This window comes from Lysinibacillus boronitolerans JCM 21713 = 10a = NBRC 103108 (assembly GCF_000772935.1).
Taxonomy (GTDB): domain Bacteria; phylum Bacillota; class Bacilli; order Bacillales_A; family Planococcaceae; genus Lysinibacillus; species Lysinibacillus boronitolerans.
Window position 1 is genome coordinate 347,163 of the sequence record NZ_JPVR01000081.1, and the last position, 17,766, is coordinate 364,928.

A 17,766-nucleotide genomic window follows, 5' to 3' on the forward strand; every position below is an offset into this window, starting at 1 on the left:
GCAACAAAGGATGGTGCTAGTAATAAAAATATATCCAAGAGAACAAATTAAGCATTATTTAATCATTGATGCCGCTTCTGTCATTTTCTTATTCGCGCTAGTACTCGGGTCTCATTCCCTTCCCTTAGCTATGAAAATAACAGTGCTCCTTTTATATCTAATAGCCTTCTACATCGCTTTATGGCATCGAGATTGGAGGCTACTTGTCGCCTCTCTAGTAGCCTTTGTTCTTATTGCCTTACTTAGCATTTTTGTCGATCCTTTTATGCTTATTTTTGGCTTTACCTTTGCCGATTTGCTAGGACGGGCGAAATCAAAATGGCATATTGCCTGTGGGATTGTTGCCATCGCTGTCATGTTTTTGACGGTTTTGTCCATGACAACAGATTCCCTTTTACCAAAGGAATCACAGGTGCTAGTACCGATTATGATGTTTCAGCTAGTGCTCCCGGTACTCATTTATTTTGTGGAAAAGTCGAAAAATCTGCAAGCTGAGCTAGCAGACGTTAATACACAGCTTGTTCAGCAAGAGGAACGACAACGGATCGCTAGAGACCTTCATGATACAATTGGCCATACGCTCACAATGATTAAAGTAAAAACCGAACTAACGACCAAACTGATTGACCGAGATCCTTCAAGCGTGAAGCCTGAGCTACATGACATATTAGCCACTACCCGTACCGCCTTAAAACAGGTACGTGAGTTAGTGTCTGATATGAATTTTATTTCGTTGCAAACAGAGCTTGTCCATTGCCAACAGCTTTTACAAAGCGCGAATATTACGACAACCCTTGACAATCAATGTCCTCAAATCGTACTTTCTAGTGTGGAGGAAACGATGCTTGCTCTATGTGTACGAGAAACGACTACGAATATTCTCAAGCATAGTCAGGCAAAAAAATGCCATTTCACCATTCAATGCTGTGCTGGACACTATACACTTGTGATGAAAGACGATGGCATCGGTTTACAGTCACAGGGACGTGGGAATGGCATCCACTCCATTAAAGAAAGAATGCATATGCTGCAAGGCTATGCCCTGATTGAAAGTGACACACCTATCGGCACCAGCGTCACACTTACTCTACCAATTCAAGATGGAAAGGAGCCTCTAACATGATACGTGTATTACTAGCAGAAGACCAACAAATGTTACGTGGTGCCCTAACTTCGCTACTAGCCTTTGAGCCTGATATTGAGGTCATCGCTGAGGTGGCGGATGGTCAAAAAGCATGGGAATTGATCCAGCAGGAGCCACCAGATATTTGCCTAGTCGATATTGAAATGCCCCATCTATCAGGGCTTGAGCTTGCTGAAAAAATTAAACAGGCCAACCTACCTTGCAAGGTGATGATTGTGACAACCTTCGCACGTCCTGGCTATTTGCAGAAGGCAATGGATTGCGAGGTACACGGCTATCTATTGAAAGATGAACCCATCGATTATTTAATTGCTACTATTCGAAAAATCATGCAGGGAGAAAAGGTGGTCAGTAAGGATTTAGCCGCCTCCTTATTTATGAAGGAGCAAAACCCTTTAAATGAGCGAGAAATTGCGGTGCTTCAGCTAGTCAAAAAAGGCTTGACCACAAACGAAATTAGTAAGCAATTATTTTTAACGAAGGGCACGATTCGCAATTATTTATCAACCTCTATTCAGAAGCTACAAGTTGAATCCAGACAGCAAGCCGCTCAGGTAGCAGGTGAAAAAGGCTGGCTATAAAAAGAATCTCGCCACAGCTGTGACGAGATTTTTACAATGTTAGCATAAAATACGTTCCATTTATTAGGTTTCAAATGACAGATTCATTATTTTATTAAGCAAAAGAACGTTTATTGTCCTTGTAGAACTACATTTGTTGCTATAGCCCAGTTGTTTAATGGGATTACGGTATAGCTGACATTTGCTTTCAACGTACCACCATTCGTTAGATCAAAAATGCCCACAGCACCTTTACGTGATGAATAACGATATTGTGCTTGCAATGTACTCCCATCATTGCCTTTTAACGCTACACTTCGACCAGCAAGTAAATCAGATTGCGGATCGTTTCTTAATTGTAATTCAAAGGATTTTTCATCCATGGCTTTTGCTGATTGCAGAGTGAATGGCACGATTTCTTTCGCTACAAAGCTCTTTACATCTATTTCCGCCCATTGTGCGTACACACGGTAAGTCACACCTGGTTTTAAAAGTTTGCCAGCAGGGAGTCTAAATTGAGGAGCTTGTCTGCCATCAGCTGCTTGTGTAAATGGTACATAATTAGCAACAAACTCTTCTCCCTCACTTGTTCTCACCGTCACAAAGCGATCACGTAAGGAAGAAATAACATCAAAGCGTTTTCCGCTAGCATCTCGATTATGACCATCTAAGCTAAATGCTAAATCTCCACGACCTGCGCGATAGGCTTCAATAATATTAGCATAATCTACTACGCCATCCTCCTGAAAGGATTCCAATGTGAATGTATCATTTGTGACTTGCTCCACATTGCGTACATATACCTTTTCATCTGTGCCCTCAAAAACTTTATTGCGTTGCTCTTTATAGCTCAATGTATAGATAAAATCATCTTCTTGGAATGTTGTTGGTACAATATATGTACTCTTAGCGCCTGTCATTAAGCGTGGCACATTGACAATCTCTAAATCTCCATTAAACGTAAAATGTTTTTTTATAGCATCTAAATGATTTAGGTCTACATCAGCTGCTGCTAAGGGCTGATTAAATGTAATTTGTAGTGTCATTGTATTTAATGGCTTGATGTTTGTAATTTTTGCTACCTGCTCATTTTCTGCTACTGCTTTATTGCTTGCTGCCTCTGCATTTAATGGCTCGCCTATGGTTACTAGACCTGCTGATAATACGGATAAAGCCAATGCTGCTGGAACAATACGTTTTCTTAATTTCATTTGTGGTACTCTCCTTTATGGTGTTATTTGGTTTACAAAATTTATCATAAAGTCCATATCTAAACTGCTAATAAATAAACTATTAAAAAAGAATTAAAAAATAGGAAAAATAATTTAAGAACAAAAAAACTGTAGAGAGCCGTCTCTACAGTTTGCATGTTGTTGAAAAAAGATGATGTCAACGGCAGAAAAGGCAACTTTGCAGGGTGAGGGGTTGATTTCCGTTACGCCAGCGTCCTTTCCAAGGGGCGTCCGATGAGCCGCTTCACTCACTTACGTTCGCTCCAGGGTCTCCTCTGTGACGCTAAATCCCCTAGGAGTGACGCTGGCTCCACTCCAATCAACCATTCTGCAAAGTGTCTTTACTTTTTTATAGTAACATAGCGATCAAATCGTCCATTAACTGTATTCTTAGAGGGGATAAGTTCTTATTTTCAATGTGGAGAAGTGATGCATGACAACACCTCTTCATAAAGAGTAGTGAACACCTTCACTTTATTTGAAAACCTTTGCTAATAAGTTAGTGGGTTGAAGTGGAAGGCTGCTTGACTCCCATGGGATAGCAAGACAGGCGAAACTCTAAACGGAGCGGTGGCGGAGGAAGCGATTCGGCGCTCGCCCACAGGAAAGCAAGTAGCCTGCAACGGAAATCCATTTCTACCTTTCAATTGACTGTTTTGTTTTTCAACACTAAGAAAACTGTAGAGAGCCGTCTCTACAGTTTGGGTTATTTTGCGCCTGCAGCAAGTAGAATTTGTTCGATCTCTTTAAAGCCTCGCTGTTTTGCATGTTGCAGTGGTGTTACGTTATTTTGATCGGGGATATTTACATCAGCACCATGTTCAATGAGTCGTTGTATTACGGCTTGCTGTGTTGGATTGCCGTTATTTAAGACAATCGCCTCCATCAGGGCTGTCCAGCCTAAATGATTCACATGATTGACGTCAATATCGGTATTGCTCAATAGCTCCTCGATGACCTCCACATGACCATGCTCTGCTGCTGGTATGAGCGCTGTTCCCCCATATCGATTTAAAATAGTCGGATCAGCACCAGCTTGGATGGTCATCTTTAAAATAGCCAGATAGCCTTCCGCACCTGCATATAGAAACGGCGTATTTTGCTGATTATCCTGAATATTAACATCTGCTCCTGCCTCTATTAATAATTTTGCTGCCTCTATATCCTGATTATAGGTAGCTATCATCAAAGCTGTTCGATTAGTTGAATCTTGTACATTGATGTCCCCTTTTTGTTTCAAAGCATGTTGAAGCCCATCGATATCTCCCCTTTCAGCTGCCTTGAGCAACTCACTCGCCCATTCTGTTCCCACCACTTCACTCCCACCTTTATCATGCTGTATTGTTTCTGTATCAATTGAGGCACACCCTTGAAGTAAAAATGTTAATGCAATGATAACTGCCTGCCTTTTTTTCAATTTTAATACACCGCCTTTCTTTCCTCAGTGTAAGCGGTAATGCTAAATTGCCCATTAACGAATTCTTAAAAAAGTCTAAAAAAACTACCCCGCCACAAGGACGAGGTAGTTTTACTTAAACATTGAAGCGATAGCCTGCACCCCATACTGTTTCCAAAAACTTGGGATGCGCTGGCTCTCGTTCAATTTTTTCACGTAGCTTTCGTATATGAACAGTGACAGTCGAAACGTCTGCAGCTGATTCATAGCCCCAGTTTCGCTCATATAGCTGCTCCTTACTCAATACTTGATTGGGGTGTCTAACAAAAAAGACGAGTAAATCAAATTCCTTCGTTGTAAAGGCAATCTCATCACCATTGACAAACACCTTTCTAGCCGAAGTATCGATTGTAATGCCATGAATGGACATCATATGATTTGTTTGTTGATTGGTCGCCAGACGCTCATATCTCGATAAATGGGCCTTGACCCTTGCCACTAATTCACTCGGACTAAATGGTTTTGTAATATAATCATCCGCTCCTAGTCCAAGACCACGAATTTTATCAATATCCTCCTTTTTAGCTGAAACAAATAAAATGGGGATATTGTGTACGGCTCGAATCTGTTTACAAATGTCAAAGCCACTTATGCCTGGTAGCATAATATCCAAAATGATTAAATCATAATTGCCGTTAAGTGCCTGCTGTAGCCCATCCTCTCCATGATGTTGGATATCTACTGTAAAGCCATTAATCTCTAAATAATCTCGTTGGAGCTCTGCTATGCTCACTTCGTCTTCAATTAGCAGAATTTTTTTCATGATAATTCACCTTCTCCTCAGCCTTTTTCAATGAAATGAATACGCTCGTCCCCTTTGCTAGTTCACTCTTTGCCCAAATATCGCCGCCCATTTCAACAACAATTTGTTTTGCAATGGCTAACCCTAAGCCACTGCCTCCTGTTTGCGAATTACGTGAAGGCTCGGCACGGTAAAATCGATCAAAAATATAGGGCAATGCGACAGGATCAATGCCTGCACCATTATCTGTTACCTGAATAATCGCATCCTCAGCCCGCTCATGCAATGAAATAATAATTTGCTTATACGGCTTATCCATATATTTTTCGCTGTTGCTTAAAAGATTTGTCAGGACACGTCTTAATTTATCTCGGTCCACCATAGCCAAAAGCGGCGAGCCTTCTGCTATATAGTGTAAATGAATGTCTCGTGCAATAAAATCAAAGCTTGCATCCTCTACATAATCATGCATATATTGCTGAAGATTGACGCTTTCCATCTGGAAGGGAATCTTTTTTAAATCCAATTTAGAAAATAAGAATAGCTCATCAATTAATACATCCATATCCTTTGCCTTTGTATAGATAGTAGTTAAATATTTATCCATTTTTTCCTCTGTATTCGCCACACCATCTTTAATGCCCTCCACATAGCCGATAATGGAAGTCATCGGCGTTTTTAAATCATGGGAAATATTGGAGATGAGCTCCTTTCGATTTTCCTCATATTGAAGCTGAAGTTGGATGGATTCTTTTAATTTGACTCGCATTTCCTCGAAGGATCGATTCAGCTGACCAATTTCATCCTTCGAGTGGGTCGCAATCTCAAAATCCAAGTCGCCCGATTTAATACGTTCTGCTCCTTCCTTTAATGCCGAAATCGGTTTAATAATACTTCTTGAGACTAAATAATTTAAAAAGCCAATAATCATCATAAACAGAACGAATAAAATACCTAAAAGAATCGGTAACAGCTCCCTCGTTACCTCTGCATGGGAACTAACCTCTCGCAATACAAAAATACTACCCTCTGTTTGATCTGGAAAATAAAAATCAAATTTGACATACGTATAAAAGGCTTGATTGATCATGATTGTGTCACGAGAATTAATATTGGTCGCTTCAAAACCAGGTAAGCTTTGAAGCAATAATTGTTTATGCTCTTTCTGTGTTGAATAAACAATTTGATGATCTTTTCGTACCACAATCTCTATCGAAGGCGCATTGATTTGTTCAAGCTGTTCGAGATCTAAAAGCTGCTGGGGATTATTTTTAGCTAGTAATTTTAAATCTAGAAATGCATTTTCCTCTACCGTCGTCAAAGGCTTTTGGACATAAGATTTTTTATAAAAATGCTCAATCGCTTTGATATCACCAGTGATGGCAAAGGAAAAAAGAAAAACCGCTGCTAGTAATAGCGTGATGGCAATGATTATGACACCCACATATGATAGCAAAAACCTTGTTTTAATTGACATCTACATTCCCCCAATAAGCTGAAACTACTAGCAATGTACCATACAAATCTTAAAACTTTATAAAATCATGCTGAAAAATCTATAAACATTTTTACCGCTTCAGTTTAGTATTGCGTTCCAATAAATGAACTAAACAAAAAAATACGGCACAATCCTGCTGTGCCGTATCCCTTTGCTTTATTTCGTTTCTTGTGCTCTTAGCTTCTTCTTTGTTTGCCAACCTAAAATGAGTAATTCAATTAATACTACAGCGATTAATGACGCACCAAATAGTGGCATCATAATCCCTAAAATGACAAGGAAAATGATGAATGGCATGGACATTTTATGAGAAATTTGCGGTGGTGCAGACAGCTCCCCTTTTTTTCTACGCAAAATCCAAGTGCGAATGCCCCACACGATTACGGCTAGGAAGGCTAGACAAACCACTAAATTTAATAGCTTATTTGGCCAGCCGAATAAATGCCCCTCATGTAATGGTATTCCCCATGTAAAGAATTTAGCTAATGGGCCATAATCGTCATAATTCACTTGATCGATAAACTTGCCACTATACTGATCAAAATACATTGTGGCTTCCGCTGTAGGTTTTACATCTAGCCCTGTTACACCAGAATTACTAGCCTTCGCCACTGTATAGACGCCCTCACCGTTTGACGGATAAATAATTGAATAAGGCTTAGCGATATTCATCGAATTGATTTCTTTTTCAAGCTGAGCAATCGTCATTTGGCTATCGTTCGTATAACGGACAGCTCCACCGCCATGATGTTGTGCATGTTCGCCTTCTGATGTAGGTGCCTCTAATTGACGAGTCGCCCATGGTATTTCAGAGACATCAGACGTTGGTGGCTTTTGTTGGAGCAATGGATACCCAAAAGTAGGATTTTCTGAAGCTATATCTGCTAGCATGGAACCTTGAAAAGCAGACCATAATAGCCCTGTTGAGATGAACATCACCATCGGAATCGTAATGATTGTCCCAACAAGCGCATGCAATCTCTTACTTTTTTGTCTCTTATTCTCCGACTTGCCCTTCTTTAAGAGATTTCCTTGGAATGTCATATAAAGCCCTGACAGTAATAAAAAGATCGTCCAACATGCTGCCAGCTCTACTAAATAATTTACAAAGGTACCACCAATAAAGAGAGAGCTATGGGTATTTCGCATAATATTTGAAAATGTATAATCGGCATCCTGACTACCAACCATTTGATTGTGATCGTCTAAAAATACGTACTTTTGTTTAGTGCCATTTGATAAAGTTAAACGTGTATTATAAGGCTCCTCTAACCTAATCACTTTTGTAGTAGAGTATCCTGAAAATGCCGCCTCCGCTTTTTCCACGGCCTCATCAATTGTTAAGACCTCTTCCTTATGGCTCTCACCAAAGAAATAATCGTCATATAAGCGATTTTCTACATCTGTAAAAAACAAATAACCAATCCCACTTAATGTGAGAGACAGCAATAAAGGCGTAATAAAAAGTGCTGCGAAAAAATGCAGCCGCCAAAATCTAGAATAAAGCAAATTTTTCATATTTAATCTCCAATCTCTCTATTTATAGCAGATTAATTATATAAATAAAAAGTGAAATATGAATGAAGTCCTAAAGGCAGTTTTATGACAAACAAATGTATTCCAATTGGTATTATATTATTAAGGTAGCCAAAAAAATCATAGCCAAACCTCAAGTTCGGCTATGATTTCAATAAATTACAAATTCATATTTACAAGAATTTTACATTGGCTACGATCCTTTGTTAAAGCCTCAAAGCCTTTTTCCACAATATCCTCTAAAGCAATTTGGCTTGTGATAACAGCTTGTCCATCAATCACACCACGAGCAAGTAATCGAATCACTTCAGGGAAAATATTCACATAGGCGAACGAGCCACTGATTTTTACCTCTGGAGAAACCACCGCATTGGGGTTAAATTCTACAGGTCTTTCCCATACGCTGACGATTTTAAATTCGCCGCCTGGATGAACAGCACTCACACCGCTAGTAAATGTTGCTTGCACACCTGCTGCATCATACGCAACATCGACCCCACCAGCTGTTTTTTCACGAATAAACGCTACTGCATCCGTATCAATTGGATTAATGACATAGGTCGCGCCTAATTCAAGTGCTTTTTGACGTCGTTCATCGGATACCTCTACGACAAAAATTTCACTTGCTCCCGCTGCCTTCACAGCCTGCAAGACCAATAATCCAATAGGACCCGCACCAAAAATAGCAGCTGTATCGCCTAGCTTTAATTGACTTTGACGCACTGCATGTACTGCTACTGCTGTAGGTTCAACAAGTGCTCCTAGCTCTAAGCTCATATTCTCAGGAAGAAGGTGAATATTTTCTTCTTGTACGACTGCATATTCAGCAAATCCTCCTGAGATTGTATAGCCATAAGATTGGCCACGTTTACATAAGTTGGAATAGCCACGTCGACAATTATCACATTTACCACATGGAATTGGTGGCTCCACTGCTACACGATCACCTACTTTGGTATGTGTAACGCCTTCTGCAACCTCTACAACGACACCTGCAAATTCATGACCTAATACGGGTTGTGTACGGAATGCATAAGCTCCACCCACATATTCATGTAAATCACTGCCACAAATTCCAGCAAAGGCAACTTTTACTTTCACCATGCCTGCCTCTAGTGCTGGCAGTTGTGCCTCCTCTACTCGAATATCTTTTACACCGTAAAATTTTGCTGCTTTCATCCTATTACCTTCTTTTTATAATTTAGTTTGAAGACCATGGAACACGAAGTTGACTGCAAGCTCCGCTATCTGATCGGGTGTTGCTTGTAAGGAAGAACGGTTTAAAAAGGGATTGTTCAAGGAATACATTAACGTCCCCATGATAAAGTTCAATGCAACATCAAGTGACTCAAAATGAATGGTCTGCTGCTCCTGACAAGCAAGTAAAATCGTCCGAAGCTGCTCCCAGGAAGGTAAAAACACATCCTTTAGCATCTCAAGCCTTGGACTATTCATAACAATTTCTTGCTGTAAAATATCAATTAACTCATGCTCATGGATTCGGTAAAGAACAAAGTTGCGACAAAAGCTACGAAGCGCACCGATTGAATCTTGAACATCATAATGAGCATTCATAAAGGTGTGGCGTAGCGGTTCAAATAATGCATTAAAGACATTTTCCTTGCCACCAAAATGATAGGAAACAAGTGCAAGTGACACATCAGCTTCTTCACAAATTTGTCTCACCGTGGTGCCATCAAAGCCCCTTGATGAAAACAAGGTTTTTGCCGCTTGTAAAATTTGATCCTTTACCTCTTTATTCTTTTCTTTTTGATCGATAGTTCTCACCTCTTTTTGAACAAACGTTCAAAACAATTGTTCAACGAAATTGTACGCCTACTATTATTAATTGTCAAAGCATGCGCTTATTAAAAATGGCTACTTCATTAAAACGAAGTAGCCAAACATTCTATCCTATTAATTCTTTCAAAACATTCGCATACGCTGCTAAAATAGATTGCTCATGTGTAGCATCATGCTCAACATATTGTTCGACAAGCTCCTTCAAGGGTTTAGGCTCTTGCATAATTTCAAATTTGAATAAGCTTTCATAGTACTCAACAACTTGTGGATTCATGTGGACCGCTCCTTTAATTTTTTACATAAAAAAACATCTTTCCCTCATTAGAAAGATGTCTACTATGACAAATACACGACATAATACGGTGATCGCCAAATGGAAAGAAGCCTTCTATTAAACATAGAAGCACCCTTTTTAGCAATCATCGTACTATGAGCATGCAGGAGAAATTCTCTAGTCACACTCAACACCCCCTATCCGCGTAGGTTTTTTGGCTGTACTAGATAAAGGCAGGTCTCCTGGCTTATGCTCATCACACCTTTCACCTTCCCATTACTTTTTGTAACAGTGGCCTTCTGAAATGTGCTCCCATTTACAGTTGCGGGACAGCGTCGGATTCACACCGATCTTCCCTTTTAAACAAATCTAATTTGTACCTCTATCCTATTATTCCGTTTTTATTATTATACCATAGTATTAAATCTTAACAGCTTTCTTCACATTTAGAGCGCTATCCCTCTCTTGTAAGGATTTATCCTCTTAATTTGAAGCGCTATCCTCTACTTTCGAAGTTCTATCCACCAGTTTAAGCTCTATCCTTCAATTTGATGATTCTATCCGCCAGTTTTAGAATGCTATCCTTCACTTTCGAAGTTCTATCCGCCAGTTTAAGCTCTATCCTTCAATTTGATGATTCTATCCGCCAGTTTTAGAACGCTATCCTTCACTTTTGAAGTTCTATCCGCTAGTTTAAACTCTATCCTTCAATTTGATGATTCTATCCGCCTGTTTTAGAACGCTATCCTTCACTTTTGAAGTTCTATCCGCCTGTTTTAGAATGCTATCCCTCACTTTCGAAGTTCTATCCGCTAGTTTAAACTCTATCCTTCACTTTGATGATTCTATCCGCCAGTTTTAGAACGCTATCCTTCACTTTTGAAGATTCTATCCGCTAGTTTTAGAATGCTATCCTTCACTTTTGAAGTTCTATCCGCTAGTTTAAACTCTATCCTTCAATTTGATGATTCTATCCGCCTGTTTTAGAACGCTATCCTTCACTTTTGAAGTTCTATCCGCTAGTTTAAGCTCTATCCTTTAATTTGATAATTCTATCCGCCAATTTTAGAACGCTATCCTTCACTTTCGAAGTTCTATCCACCTGTTTAAACTCTATCCTTCAATTTGATGATTCTATCCGCCAGTTTTAGAACGCTATCCTTCACTTTCGAAGTTCTATCCGCCAGTTTAAGCTCTATCCTTCAATTTGATGATTCTATCCGCCAGTTTTAGAACGCTATCCTTCACTTTTGAAGTTCTATCCACCTGTTTAAGCTCTATCCTCCCATCTATTTCAAATATTTAGAAATTACTCTATAATTAAGAAAAAAGGAGGCGGTATGAGATGATTATGGGTTTACATCATGTGCAAATTACAATTCCAAAAGGCTGTGAGGAGCAGGGGAAGGATTTTTATTGTCATGTTTTAGGACTTCAAGAATTAGAGAAGCCTGACTCTCTCAAAGGTCGCGGGGGATTTTGGCTACAGCTTGGTCAGCAGGAAGTACATGTAGGGACAGAGGATGGCTTCGATCGTTTAACCACAAAGGCGCATATTGCGTATCAAGTAGCGGATATTCAGTATTGGCGGAAGAAGCTCGTCGCACATCAAATCGAGATACTCGAGTCGGTGCCTATTCCCCATTACGAGCGCTTTGAATTCCGTGATCCCTTTGGCAATCGCGTAGAAATGATACAGGAAATCGTGTAGGCTGCCTCATTTTAGGGCAGCTTTTTTCATGGAATTGTTCCATATAACATCTTACTGAAACATTTGTAATAAAACTGTAAATTCCCTTGATAAAGCCTTTTACAGCAAGTGTTGAAGCCCTCCCTTCAACTATCCTGGTAACATTTACCGCCCAGAAGCCCTACTTTTTCATGCTACGATTATTTCCATGGCAAAGGTATACAGGAGAAATCCTACTAGATGCTTTAGGAGGTTACACAACATGAATAAACGATTTTTATCTACAACACTTGCATTAACAATTGGATTTAGTTCATTTGGAATGGTGCAAACAGCGATCCAGCCAATACAAGTAGAGGCTGCAACAACAAATGCTCAGAACAACGCACAGGCGGTAGCTGCAAAAGCAGACCAATTAATTCAGACTGGTAAAAGCTTAATGGGGCAAGCAACATACAGCAATTCGGTTTACAAGCCTACATACCCATACAAATTTTCTTGTGCTTCATTTTTAATGTACATCTTCGAGAAAAATGGGGTAGACCTTGGTACGTATAACGAAAATTATATGATTCAGCAAGGGACTTATGTAGCAAGAAACCAATTACAAAAAGGCGATTTAGTGTTCTTTAAAAGTAAAAAAACAGGGACTGATCCCGATCATGTCGGTATGTATATTGGCGACAATAAAATCATCCATATGGCTGATTCCAAACAAAATATAGTTATCTCTGATTTAAATAGTAAGCCGTACTATACGGAAAACTATGTATCTGCACGTAGAGTATTACCTACTCTGCTATCTGCCAATCCTGCTACAAAAGGCGATAAAATTGTAGAGAATGCGCTGACTTATAAAAATAAAGTATCGATTAGCTCGACAACAAAAGAGTCAAGTCTACGCTTTACCGCTCCAGCATTTGTCGATTTCATCTATCGTAAAAGTGGCGTTAAACTCGGATCAACTTCTTTGAGCGGTTTAATGAGCAAAGGATCAACTGTAGCGCGTGCTAATTTGAAAAAGGGTGATTTAGTCTTCTTTAATAGTGTGAAAGGTTCAAAAAAACCTTCTCTTGTAGGGATTTATGCAGGCGATCACCGTATCATCATCCCTAATTCCGATGGTGTCATGACAAGAGTATTATTTGTTGATTATTATGCTCAACACTATATTACTGCGAAGCGTGTTATCTCTACTAAATAACTCTACGCCCTGTTAAGTGTACTGACTTTTACAAGTACAGGTTTTACTTACTATGTCTTTAAGAAACATGGTATTGAGTTGAAGAATAAATTAGCAAACACAAGCTTTAGTTGGTAAACGTATTCAAAAATCTCAGTTTCAAAAAGTAGATTTATTATTCATCTCTACCAATAGAAATCACACAAACGAGGATCTATTATAGGGAGTAATCAATATATTAATATGACAACGAACTGTTGTGAAACAAAGTTTAAGCATAACATGGGCACAAAAGTTTGTAACAGCTCGGCGTGTTTTAAAATAAGTAAGAATTGGGTGTCTCATTCATTTTGAGACACCCTTTTTCTCTATAAAGAGTTTTTAAGTTTATTGGCAAATTCGATCATGGATCTACTAGACATCGGTCCCTTAATTAAAACAATCGTGTCTGCATCAAGCTTTGGCTTCAATACTTCTAAAACGCCCGCTACCTCTTTAAACGTATGAACCTCTGCACTGGTTCCATCTTTTTGAGCTTGATCCGCAATCTTCTCTGCCCTTTTGCCGATGGTAATTAATGTATCGATCTTTCTTAGTGCTACCATGGAGCCAATTTCGCGATGATATTTTTCTTCAAAATTACCTAATCGCTTTATATCCCCTAAAACAAGAATGACCTTTTTGTCTTTCCCTACCGTATCTAACACTTTTAAGGCTGCCTCTACAGATGTCGGGTTATTTGTCCAAGTATCATCAATAATCGTGCTGTCCCCAAGACCTGTTGTAAATTCTAAATGTCTTGCCATCTGTTTAAACGTTCTTAGCCCTGCGATCGCCTGACGAATAGTCAGCCCCATTTCGTGACTAGCTGCAATTGCGGCTAAGGCATTATAGACCTGATGCTCTCCATAGCCAGGGACAAACACATTGTACGTTTTATCCGCTACCTCTAAAACAAACTTCATGCCCGTATTGGCAAATTCCACATTCGAAGCCTTATAATCTGCCGTATCCTGTAAGCCAAACTTGATAATCTTCCCCTTAAATCTTTTCAATGAGATTTTTTTGGTATTGGCATCATCTGCATTGATGATTAACGTGCCATCTTCTTTAATACCTTCCACAATTTCTGACTTGGCCTTAATATAGCCTTCTAAATTAAGACAGCCATCTAGATGATGGACGCCAATATTTGTAATGATGCCGATAGTTGGTTGATAGATCATACATTGATGTTTAATATTCCCTGTATTCCCTAAGCCTAATTCAAAGATAGCGGCTTGTGTTTTATCATCAATGCCCGTTAAATAAGGTAGTGATTGCCTTGGCTCGTTTTTACTGCTGATGGATGCTTGCACTTGCCAATGCTTACTAGCAATATGTTTTAACATCTCTTTTGTCGTTGTTTTACCACAAGTGCCTGTTAAAGCCACAACGGGAATTTCAAAGAGCCCACGATAATACTCGATAAATGTCCAGTATGCCTGTGCAACACTTTTCACTTGTAAAACGGTTGTATTCTCCAGCGCATTTTTTAACTCTGTAGACGGTTTATCGGATACGATAAGAGATGGACCTTTCCGATCAATCTCTTGCCAGTTGATTTGATCGTTTCGACTAACAAACAGGAGCGAATGGCTTTTTGTTAAATCATGCCGATTATAGTAGATCGCCTGCTTAACAGACCATTGTTCTGATCCGTGAAGGAGCTTTCCCTGTAGGACATTCCTAAGTTTCTGCACACTAATGGATTGCAAGTGTACTACGCCTCCTCTCTTTATCAATCTTGTAGATGACTTATTTCTTCTCTTGATCTAGCGTGCTGCTTTTTGATCAATTACTATACCTTATTAGAAAGCTCTTCTATGTGGCACAGTCAATATCCTATATTGAAAGAAGCTAATCAGCAGGTGGTGGAGGCTTTAGCTTTAGCTCCGTTGCAAGTTTAGAGACCTGTTTGCTATACATATCTCCCTTTATGAGAATGATGGTATTTTCATCCACAATCCTCTGCAGTAACGGATAGACGAGCGTACTATTTTTAAATGTATAAACAGGTGCGCTAAATCCTAGCTTTACTGCATGATCGGCCATAATCCTTGCGTGTTCTCCAATGGTAATCAGAACATCCACGCCAATACGTCGAATTAATTCTCCCGCTTGTTCATGAATAATGTAGCCCCACGAACCTAAATCGGTAATCGTACCAATAACAGCGATCTTTTTCTTGCCATCACCTAGCTCATTCAACACTTTTAAGGCTGCCTCTAAGGAAGTGGTTGTAATACTCCATGTATCATCCAATATCATGGAATGATTAATGCCCTCAAAGAGTTGCAATTGTTTTTTCAATTGACGGAATGATTGGAGCTGATTTGCTGCGACTGGAATAGGCACGCCCATATCGTGGACCGCTGCGATGGCAGCAAGAGCATTATAAACCTGATGCTCCCCAAACCCTGGTACAAGAATGTCATAGCTTTTTCTATCATGATGCAGGACAAATTTCATGCCTTTTTGATAGTAGTGGATATGGCTCGCTTGAAAATCACAGGAGTCATGCTTTCCCACCTTGATCAAACGCCCACGAAATCTCGTAACATCTAGTTTTTTCGTATTTACATCCTCTGCATTGATAATTAATGTACCTTTGGGATGAATGATATCTAGCATTTCTCCTTTTGCTTGAATATAGCCTTCTAATGTTTTGCAATAATTTAAATGATGAGCTCCGATATTCGTAATAATACCGATTGTCGGTTTGAAATATTTCCCCGCATTCGTGACGTCTCCTGGTGAGCCAACTGCTGTTTCAAAGACGGCAGCTTCGGTTTCATCCTCAATGCCTAGTAAATATTGCAAGGAGGCCGTTCTAGAATTACTGCTCAGTGTCGTCGCAGTTACTTTCCGATCAGCAGAAAGAATATGTTTAATCATCTCTTTTGTCGTTGTTTTACCTGATGTACCTGTGATCGCGACAATCGGAATATGAAACTGGTTACGATAAAAATGAACAAATTTCCAATAGGCCTCTTCTGCATTCGCTACCTGTATCATAATAACGTGGTTGGGAATGTCATTTGGCCGATATGCTCTATCGGTCACTAGCACTAGAGGAGAAAGTGGCTCAAGACTTTTCCAACTAACAATACGTTTACTTGTAAAAAGGGCCGTATTGGACTTTTTCACTTGTTTTAATCGATAAGCCCCATGCTGAATCAGTGTATCCTCTGATCCGTGCACTAGATAGCCTGCCGTAATCATTGCTAAATTTTTCACCGAAAGAGGCTTCATATCTTTTCTCCCTCCTTTCTTTTCTAGTATATGTAACCTTTTAAAAGTTGCTTGGATGTAGACAAGATACATAACTAGAGGAAATCTATTTCATTGCATATATATAAAGGTGATTAAGTATCTAAGTACCAATAGAAGGAGTGATATACCTGAAAGCCATTGTATTTATCGGTACAAACAAATCTGGGTCTAGTCGTGAAGCAACAAGGGCAGCAGAAAAATTAGGCTACTTCACAGTACTTTTCACAAATAATGAAAAACAACTTCAGCAGCGCAGAGCCTACCCCGACATCCATAAAATGATACTCATTGATACTTTTGATATCGAGAGCATGAAAGACGAAATTGAGAAACTAGGAAAAACTGGATTAAATATTAAAAGTATCGTTAGTTTTGTTGATCCATTTGTCCATATTGCTTCAATACTATGTGATGAATTTTGTCAGAACTATACATCCTCCAGTGCCATTGAAACTATGGAGGATAAAGAAAAAACAAGAAAGTTTTTACAAGACCAACCATACTCACCAAAATTTTCGCTCATGAAACCGAACGAACCTATAGCTAAAAATTTAACCTTTCCATTAATCGTAAAATCTCCTAAATCAACAGGCTCAAAAGATGTCTTACTAGCAACGGATGCCGATCAGCTTAATAACCACCTCAAAGCACTGCGTAGTAAAAATCCCTATGAAACCATCATGATTGAAGAATATCTAGATGGTCCTCAATATTTAGTAGAGGCGGTTGTTTATCAACGACAACCACATGTCATTGGTATAATTGAGCAAGAAATTACGCAAGGAAAACGATTTATCATTACTGGCTATGGTGTTCTAGTGAAAGCCCCTAAAGACATCCAATCAGGCATCGAGGAGGTACTCCATTCCATCGTGAAAGCCTTTGGTATTGAGAATGGGGCGCTCCATTTAGAGCTTCGATTAACCCAAAATGGTTGGAAACTTATCGAGATCAATCCTCGAATTTCAGGTGGCGCTATGAATAATATGCTACAAGCAGCTCTAGGTTTTAGTTTAGTAGAAGAAACACTGAAGATTTTGCTAGGAGAACAGCCGAATCTGCAACCAAGACACAAAAAATTTGTTTATACAAAATATGTCATTGTGGAAAGTAGAGGGATTTTAGAAAAGGTTATTGGCAAGGCAAGAGCGACAAGATCAACTGGCGTCGTAGAAGTATATGTCAAACCAAGAAGAGGCACCCTCCTCACTCCACCTTTATCGATGGGTCACCGATACGCCTATGTTATAGCAGAGGGAGCTACCTTGAAGGAAGCAAGAAATCACGCCATCAATGCAGCGAAGGAAATAAAATTCATTTTAAGAGTTTGAAA

The 17,766-nt window shown here is 39.4% G+C and carries 15 protein-coding genes and 1 riboswitch; of the genes, 5 read left to right on the top strand and 10 right to left on the bottom strand.

Annotation, left to right across the window (positions count from 1 at the left end):
* The first annotated feature begins 10 nt into the window (after positions 1 to 10).
* The gene (locus CD31_RS22360; RefSeq protein WP_036081437.1) at positions 11 to 1,123 is read left to right on the top strand and encodes a sensor histidine kinase; all 1,113 of its coding nucleotides are present in this window, start codon (positions 11 to 13) and stop codon (positions 1,121 to 1,123) included.
* Positions 1,120 to 1,725, top strand: coding sequence for a response regulator transcription factor (locus CD31_RS22365; RefSeq protein ID WP_036081440.1), 606 nt, complete (start codon positions 1,120 to 1,122; stop codon positions 1,723 to 1,725). The genes CD31_RS22360 and CD31_RS22365 overlap by 4 nt, the downstream gene beginning before the upstream one ends.
* Before the next feature lie 110 nt (positions 1,726 to 1,835).
* On the opposite strand, the gene CD31_RS22370 is transcribed toward CD31_RS22365, so the two are convergent.
* The 8 genes from CD31_RS22370 to CD31_RS23660 all read right to left on the bottom strand — a co-directional run bounded on the left by CD31_RS22370 (position 1,836) and on the right by CD31_RS23660 (position 10,245).
* Complete coding sequence (locus CD31_RS22370; protein WP_036081443.1) at positions 1,836 to 2,915, bottom strand: hypothetical protein; 1,080 nt, start codon at positions 2,913 to 2,915, stop codon at positions 1,836 to 1,838.
* Between the two features lie 727 nt (positions 2,916 to 3,642).
* Positions 3,643 to 4,353 carry an ankyrin repeat domain-containing protein gene (locus tag CD31_RS22375; RefSeq protein ID WP_081977537.1) on the bottom strand — a complete coding sequence of 237 codons (711 nt, stop codon included), beginning with the start codon at positions 4,351 to 4,353 and terminating at the stop codon, positions 3,643 to 3,645.
* 115 nt (positions 4,354 to 4,468) lie between these two features.
* A complete protein-coding gene (locus CD31_RS22380; protein ID WP_036081446.1) occupies positions 4,469 to 5,155 on the bottom strand; it encodes a response regulator transcription factor in 687 nt (228 codons plus the stop codon).
* Entirely contained in the window at positions 5,133 to 6,611 is a 1,479-nt protein-coding gene (locus CD31_RS22385; protein ID WP_036081450.1) for a sensor histidine kinase, read from the bottom strand. The genes CD31_RS22380 and CD31_RS22385 overlap by 23 nt, the downstream gene beginning before the upstream one ends.
* Positions 6,612 to 6,788: 177 nt before the next feature.
* Positions 6,789 to 8,150 (bottom strand): PepSY-associated TM helix domain-containing protein, encoded by a 1,362-nt coding sequence (locus CD31_RS22390; protein WP_036081452.1) that lies wholly within the window; start codon positions 8,148 to 8,150, stop codon positions 6,789 to 6,791.
* Between the two features lie 177 nt (positions 8,151 to 8,327).
* Positions 8,328 to 9,347 carry a 2,3-butanediol dehydrogenase gene (locus tag CD31_RS22395; RefSeq protein ID WP_036081455.1) on the bottom strand — a complete coding sequence of 340 codons (1,020 nt, stop codon included), beginning with the start codon at positions 9,345 to 9,347 and terminating at the stop codon, positions 8,328 to 8,330.
* A 15-nt stretch (positions 9,348 to 9,362) separates the two neighbouring features.
* On the bottom strand, positions 9,363 to 9,956 hold the full coding sequence (locus tag CD31_RS22400) for a TetR/AcrR family transcriptional regulator (protein ID WP_016992924.1): 594 nt from the start codon (positions 9,954 to 9,956) through the stop codon (positions 9,363 to 9,365).
* 121 nt (positions 9,957 to 10,077) lie between these two features.
* Complete coding sequence (locus CD31_RS23660) at positions 10,078 to 10,245, bottom strand: hypothetical protein (RefSeq protein WP_016992923.1); 168 nt, start codon at positions 10,243 to 10,245, stop codon at positions 10,078 to 10,080.
* Positions 10,246 to 10,460: 215 nt separating this feature from the next.
* Positions 10,461 to 10,644, bottom strand: a riboswitch (cobalamin riboswitch).
* Between the two features lie 946 nt (positions 10,645 to 11,590).
* On the opposite strand from CD31_RS23660, the gene CD31_RS22405 reads away from it, so the two are divergent.
* Together CD31_RS22405 and CD31_RS22410 are read left to right on the top strand one after the other, a co-directional pair.
* Positions 11,591 to 11,956, top strand: coding sequence for a VOC family protein (locus CD31_RS22405; protein WP_016995073.1), 366 nt, complete (start codon positions 11,591 to 11,593; stop codon positions 11,954 to 11,956).
* Between the two features lie 241 nt (positions 11,957 to 12,197).
* Entirely contained in the window at positions 12,198 to 13,139 is a 942-nt protein-coding gene (locus CD31_RS22410) for a C40 family peptidase (RefSeq protein ID WP_244905003.1), read from the top strand.
* A 347-nt stretch (positions 13,140 to 13,486) separates the two neighbouring features.
* Here the strand turns inward: CD31_RS22410 and CD31_RS22415 are convergent, their stop codons facing one another.
* Positions 13,487 to 14,875, bottom strand: a complete 1,389-nt coding sequence (locus CD31_RS22415; RefSeq protein WP_036081459.1) for a UDP-N-acetylmuramoyl-tripeptide--D-alanyl-D-alanine ligase — start codon at positions 14,873 to 14,875, stop codon at positions 13,487 to 13,489.
* A 142-nt stretch (positions 14,876 to 15,017) separates the two neighbouring features.
* Complete coding sequence (locus CD31_RS22420; RefSeq protein WP_036081462.1) at positions 15,018 to 16,412, bottom strand: Mur ligase family protein; 1,395 nt, start codon at positions 16,410 to 16,412, stop codon at positions 15,018 to 15,020.
* A gap of 140 nt (positions 16,413 to 16,552) precedes the next feature.
* Between CD31_RS22420 and CD31_RS22425 the strand changes: the two genes are divergently transcribed.
* On the top strand, positions 16,553 to 17,764 hold the full coding sequence (locus tag CD31_RS22425; protein WP_036081465.1) for an ATP-grasp domain-containing protein: 1,212 nt from the start codon (positions 16,553 to 16,555) through the stop codon (positions 17,762 to 17,764).
* The last annotated feature ends 2 nt before the right edge of the window (positions 17,765 to 17,766 follow it).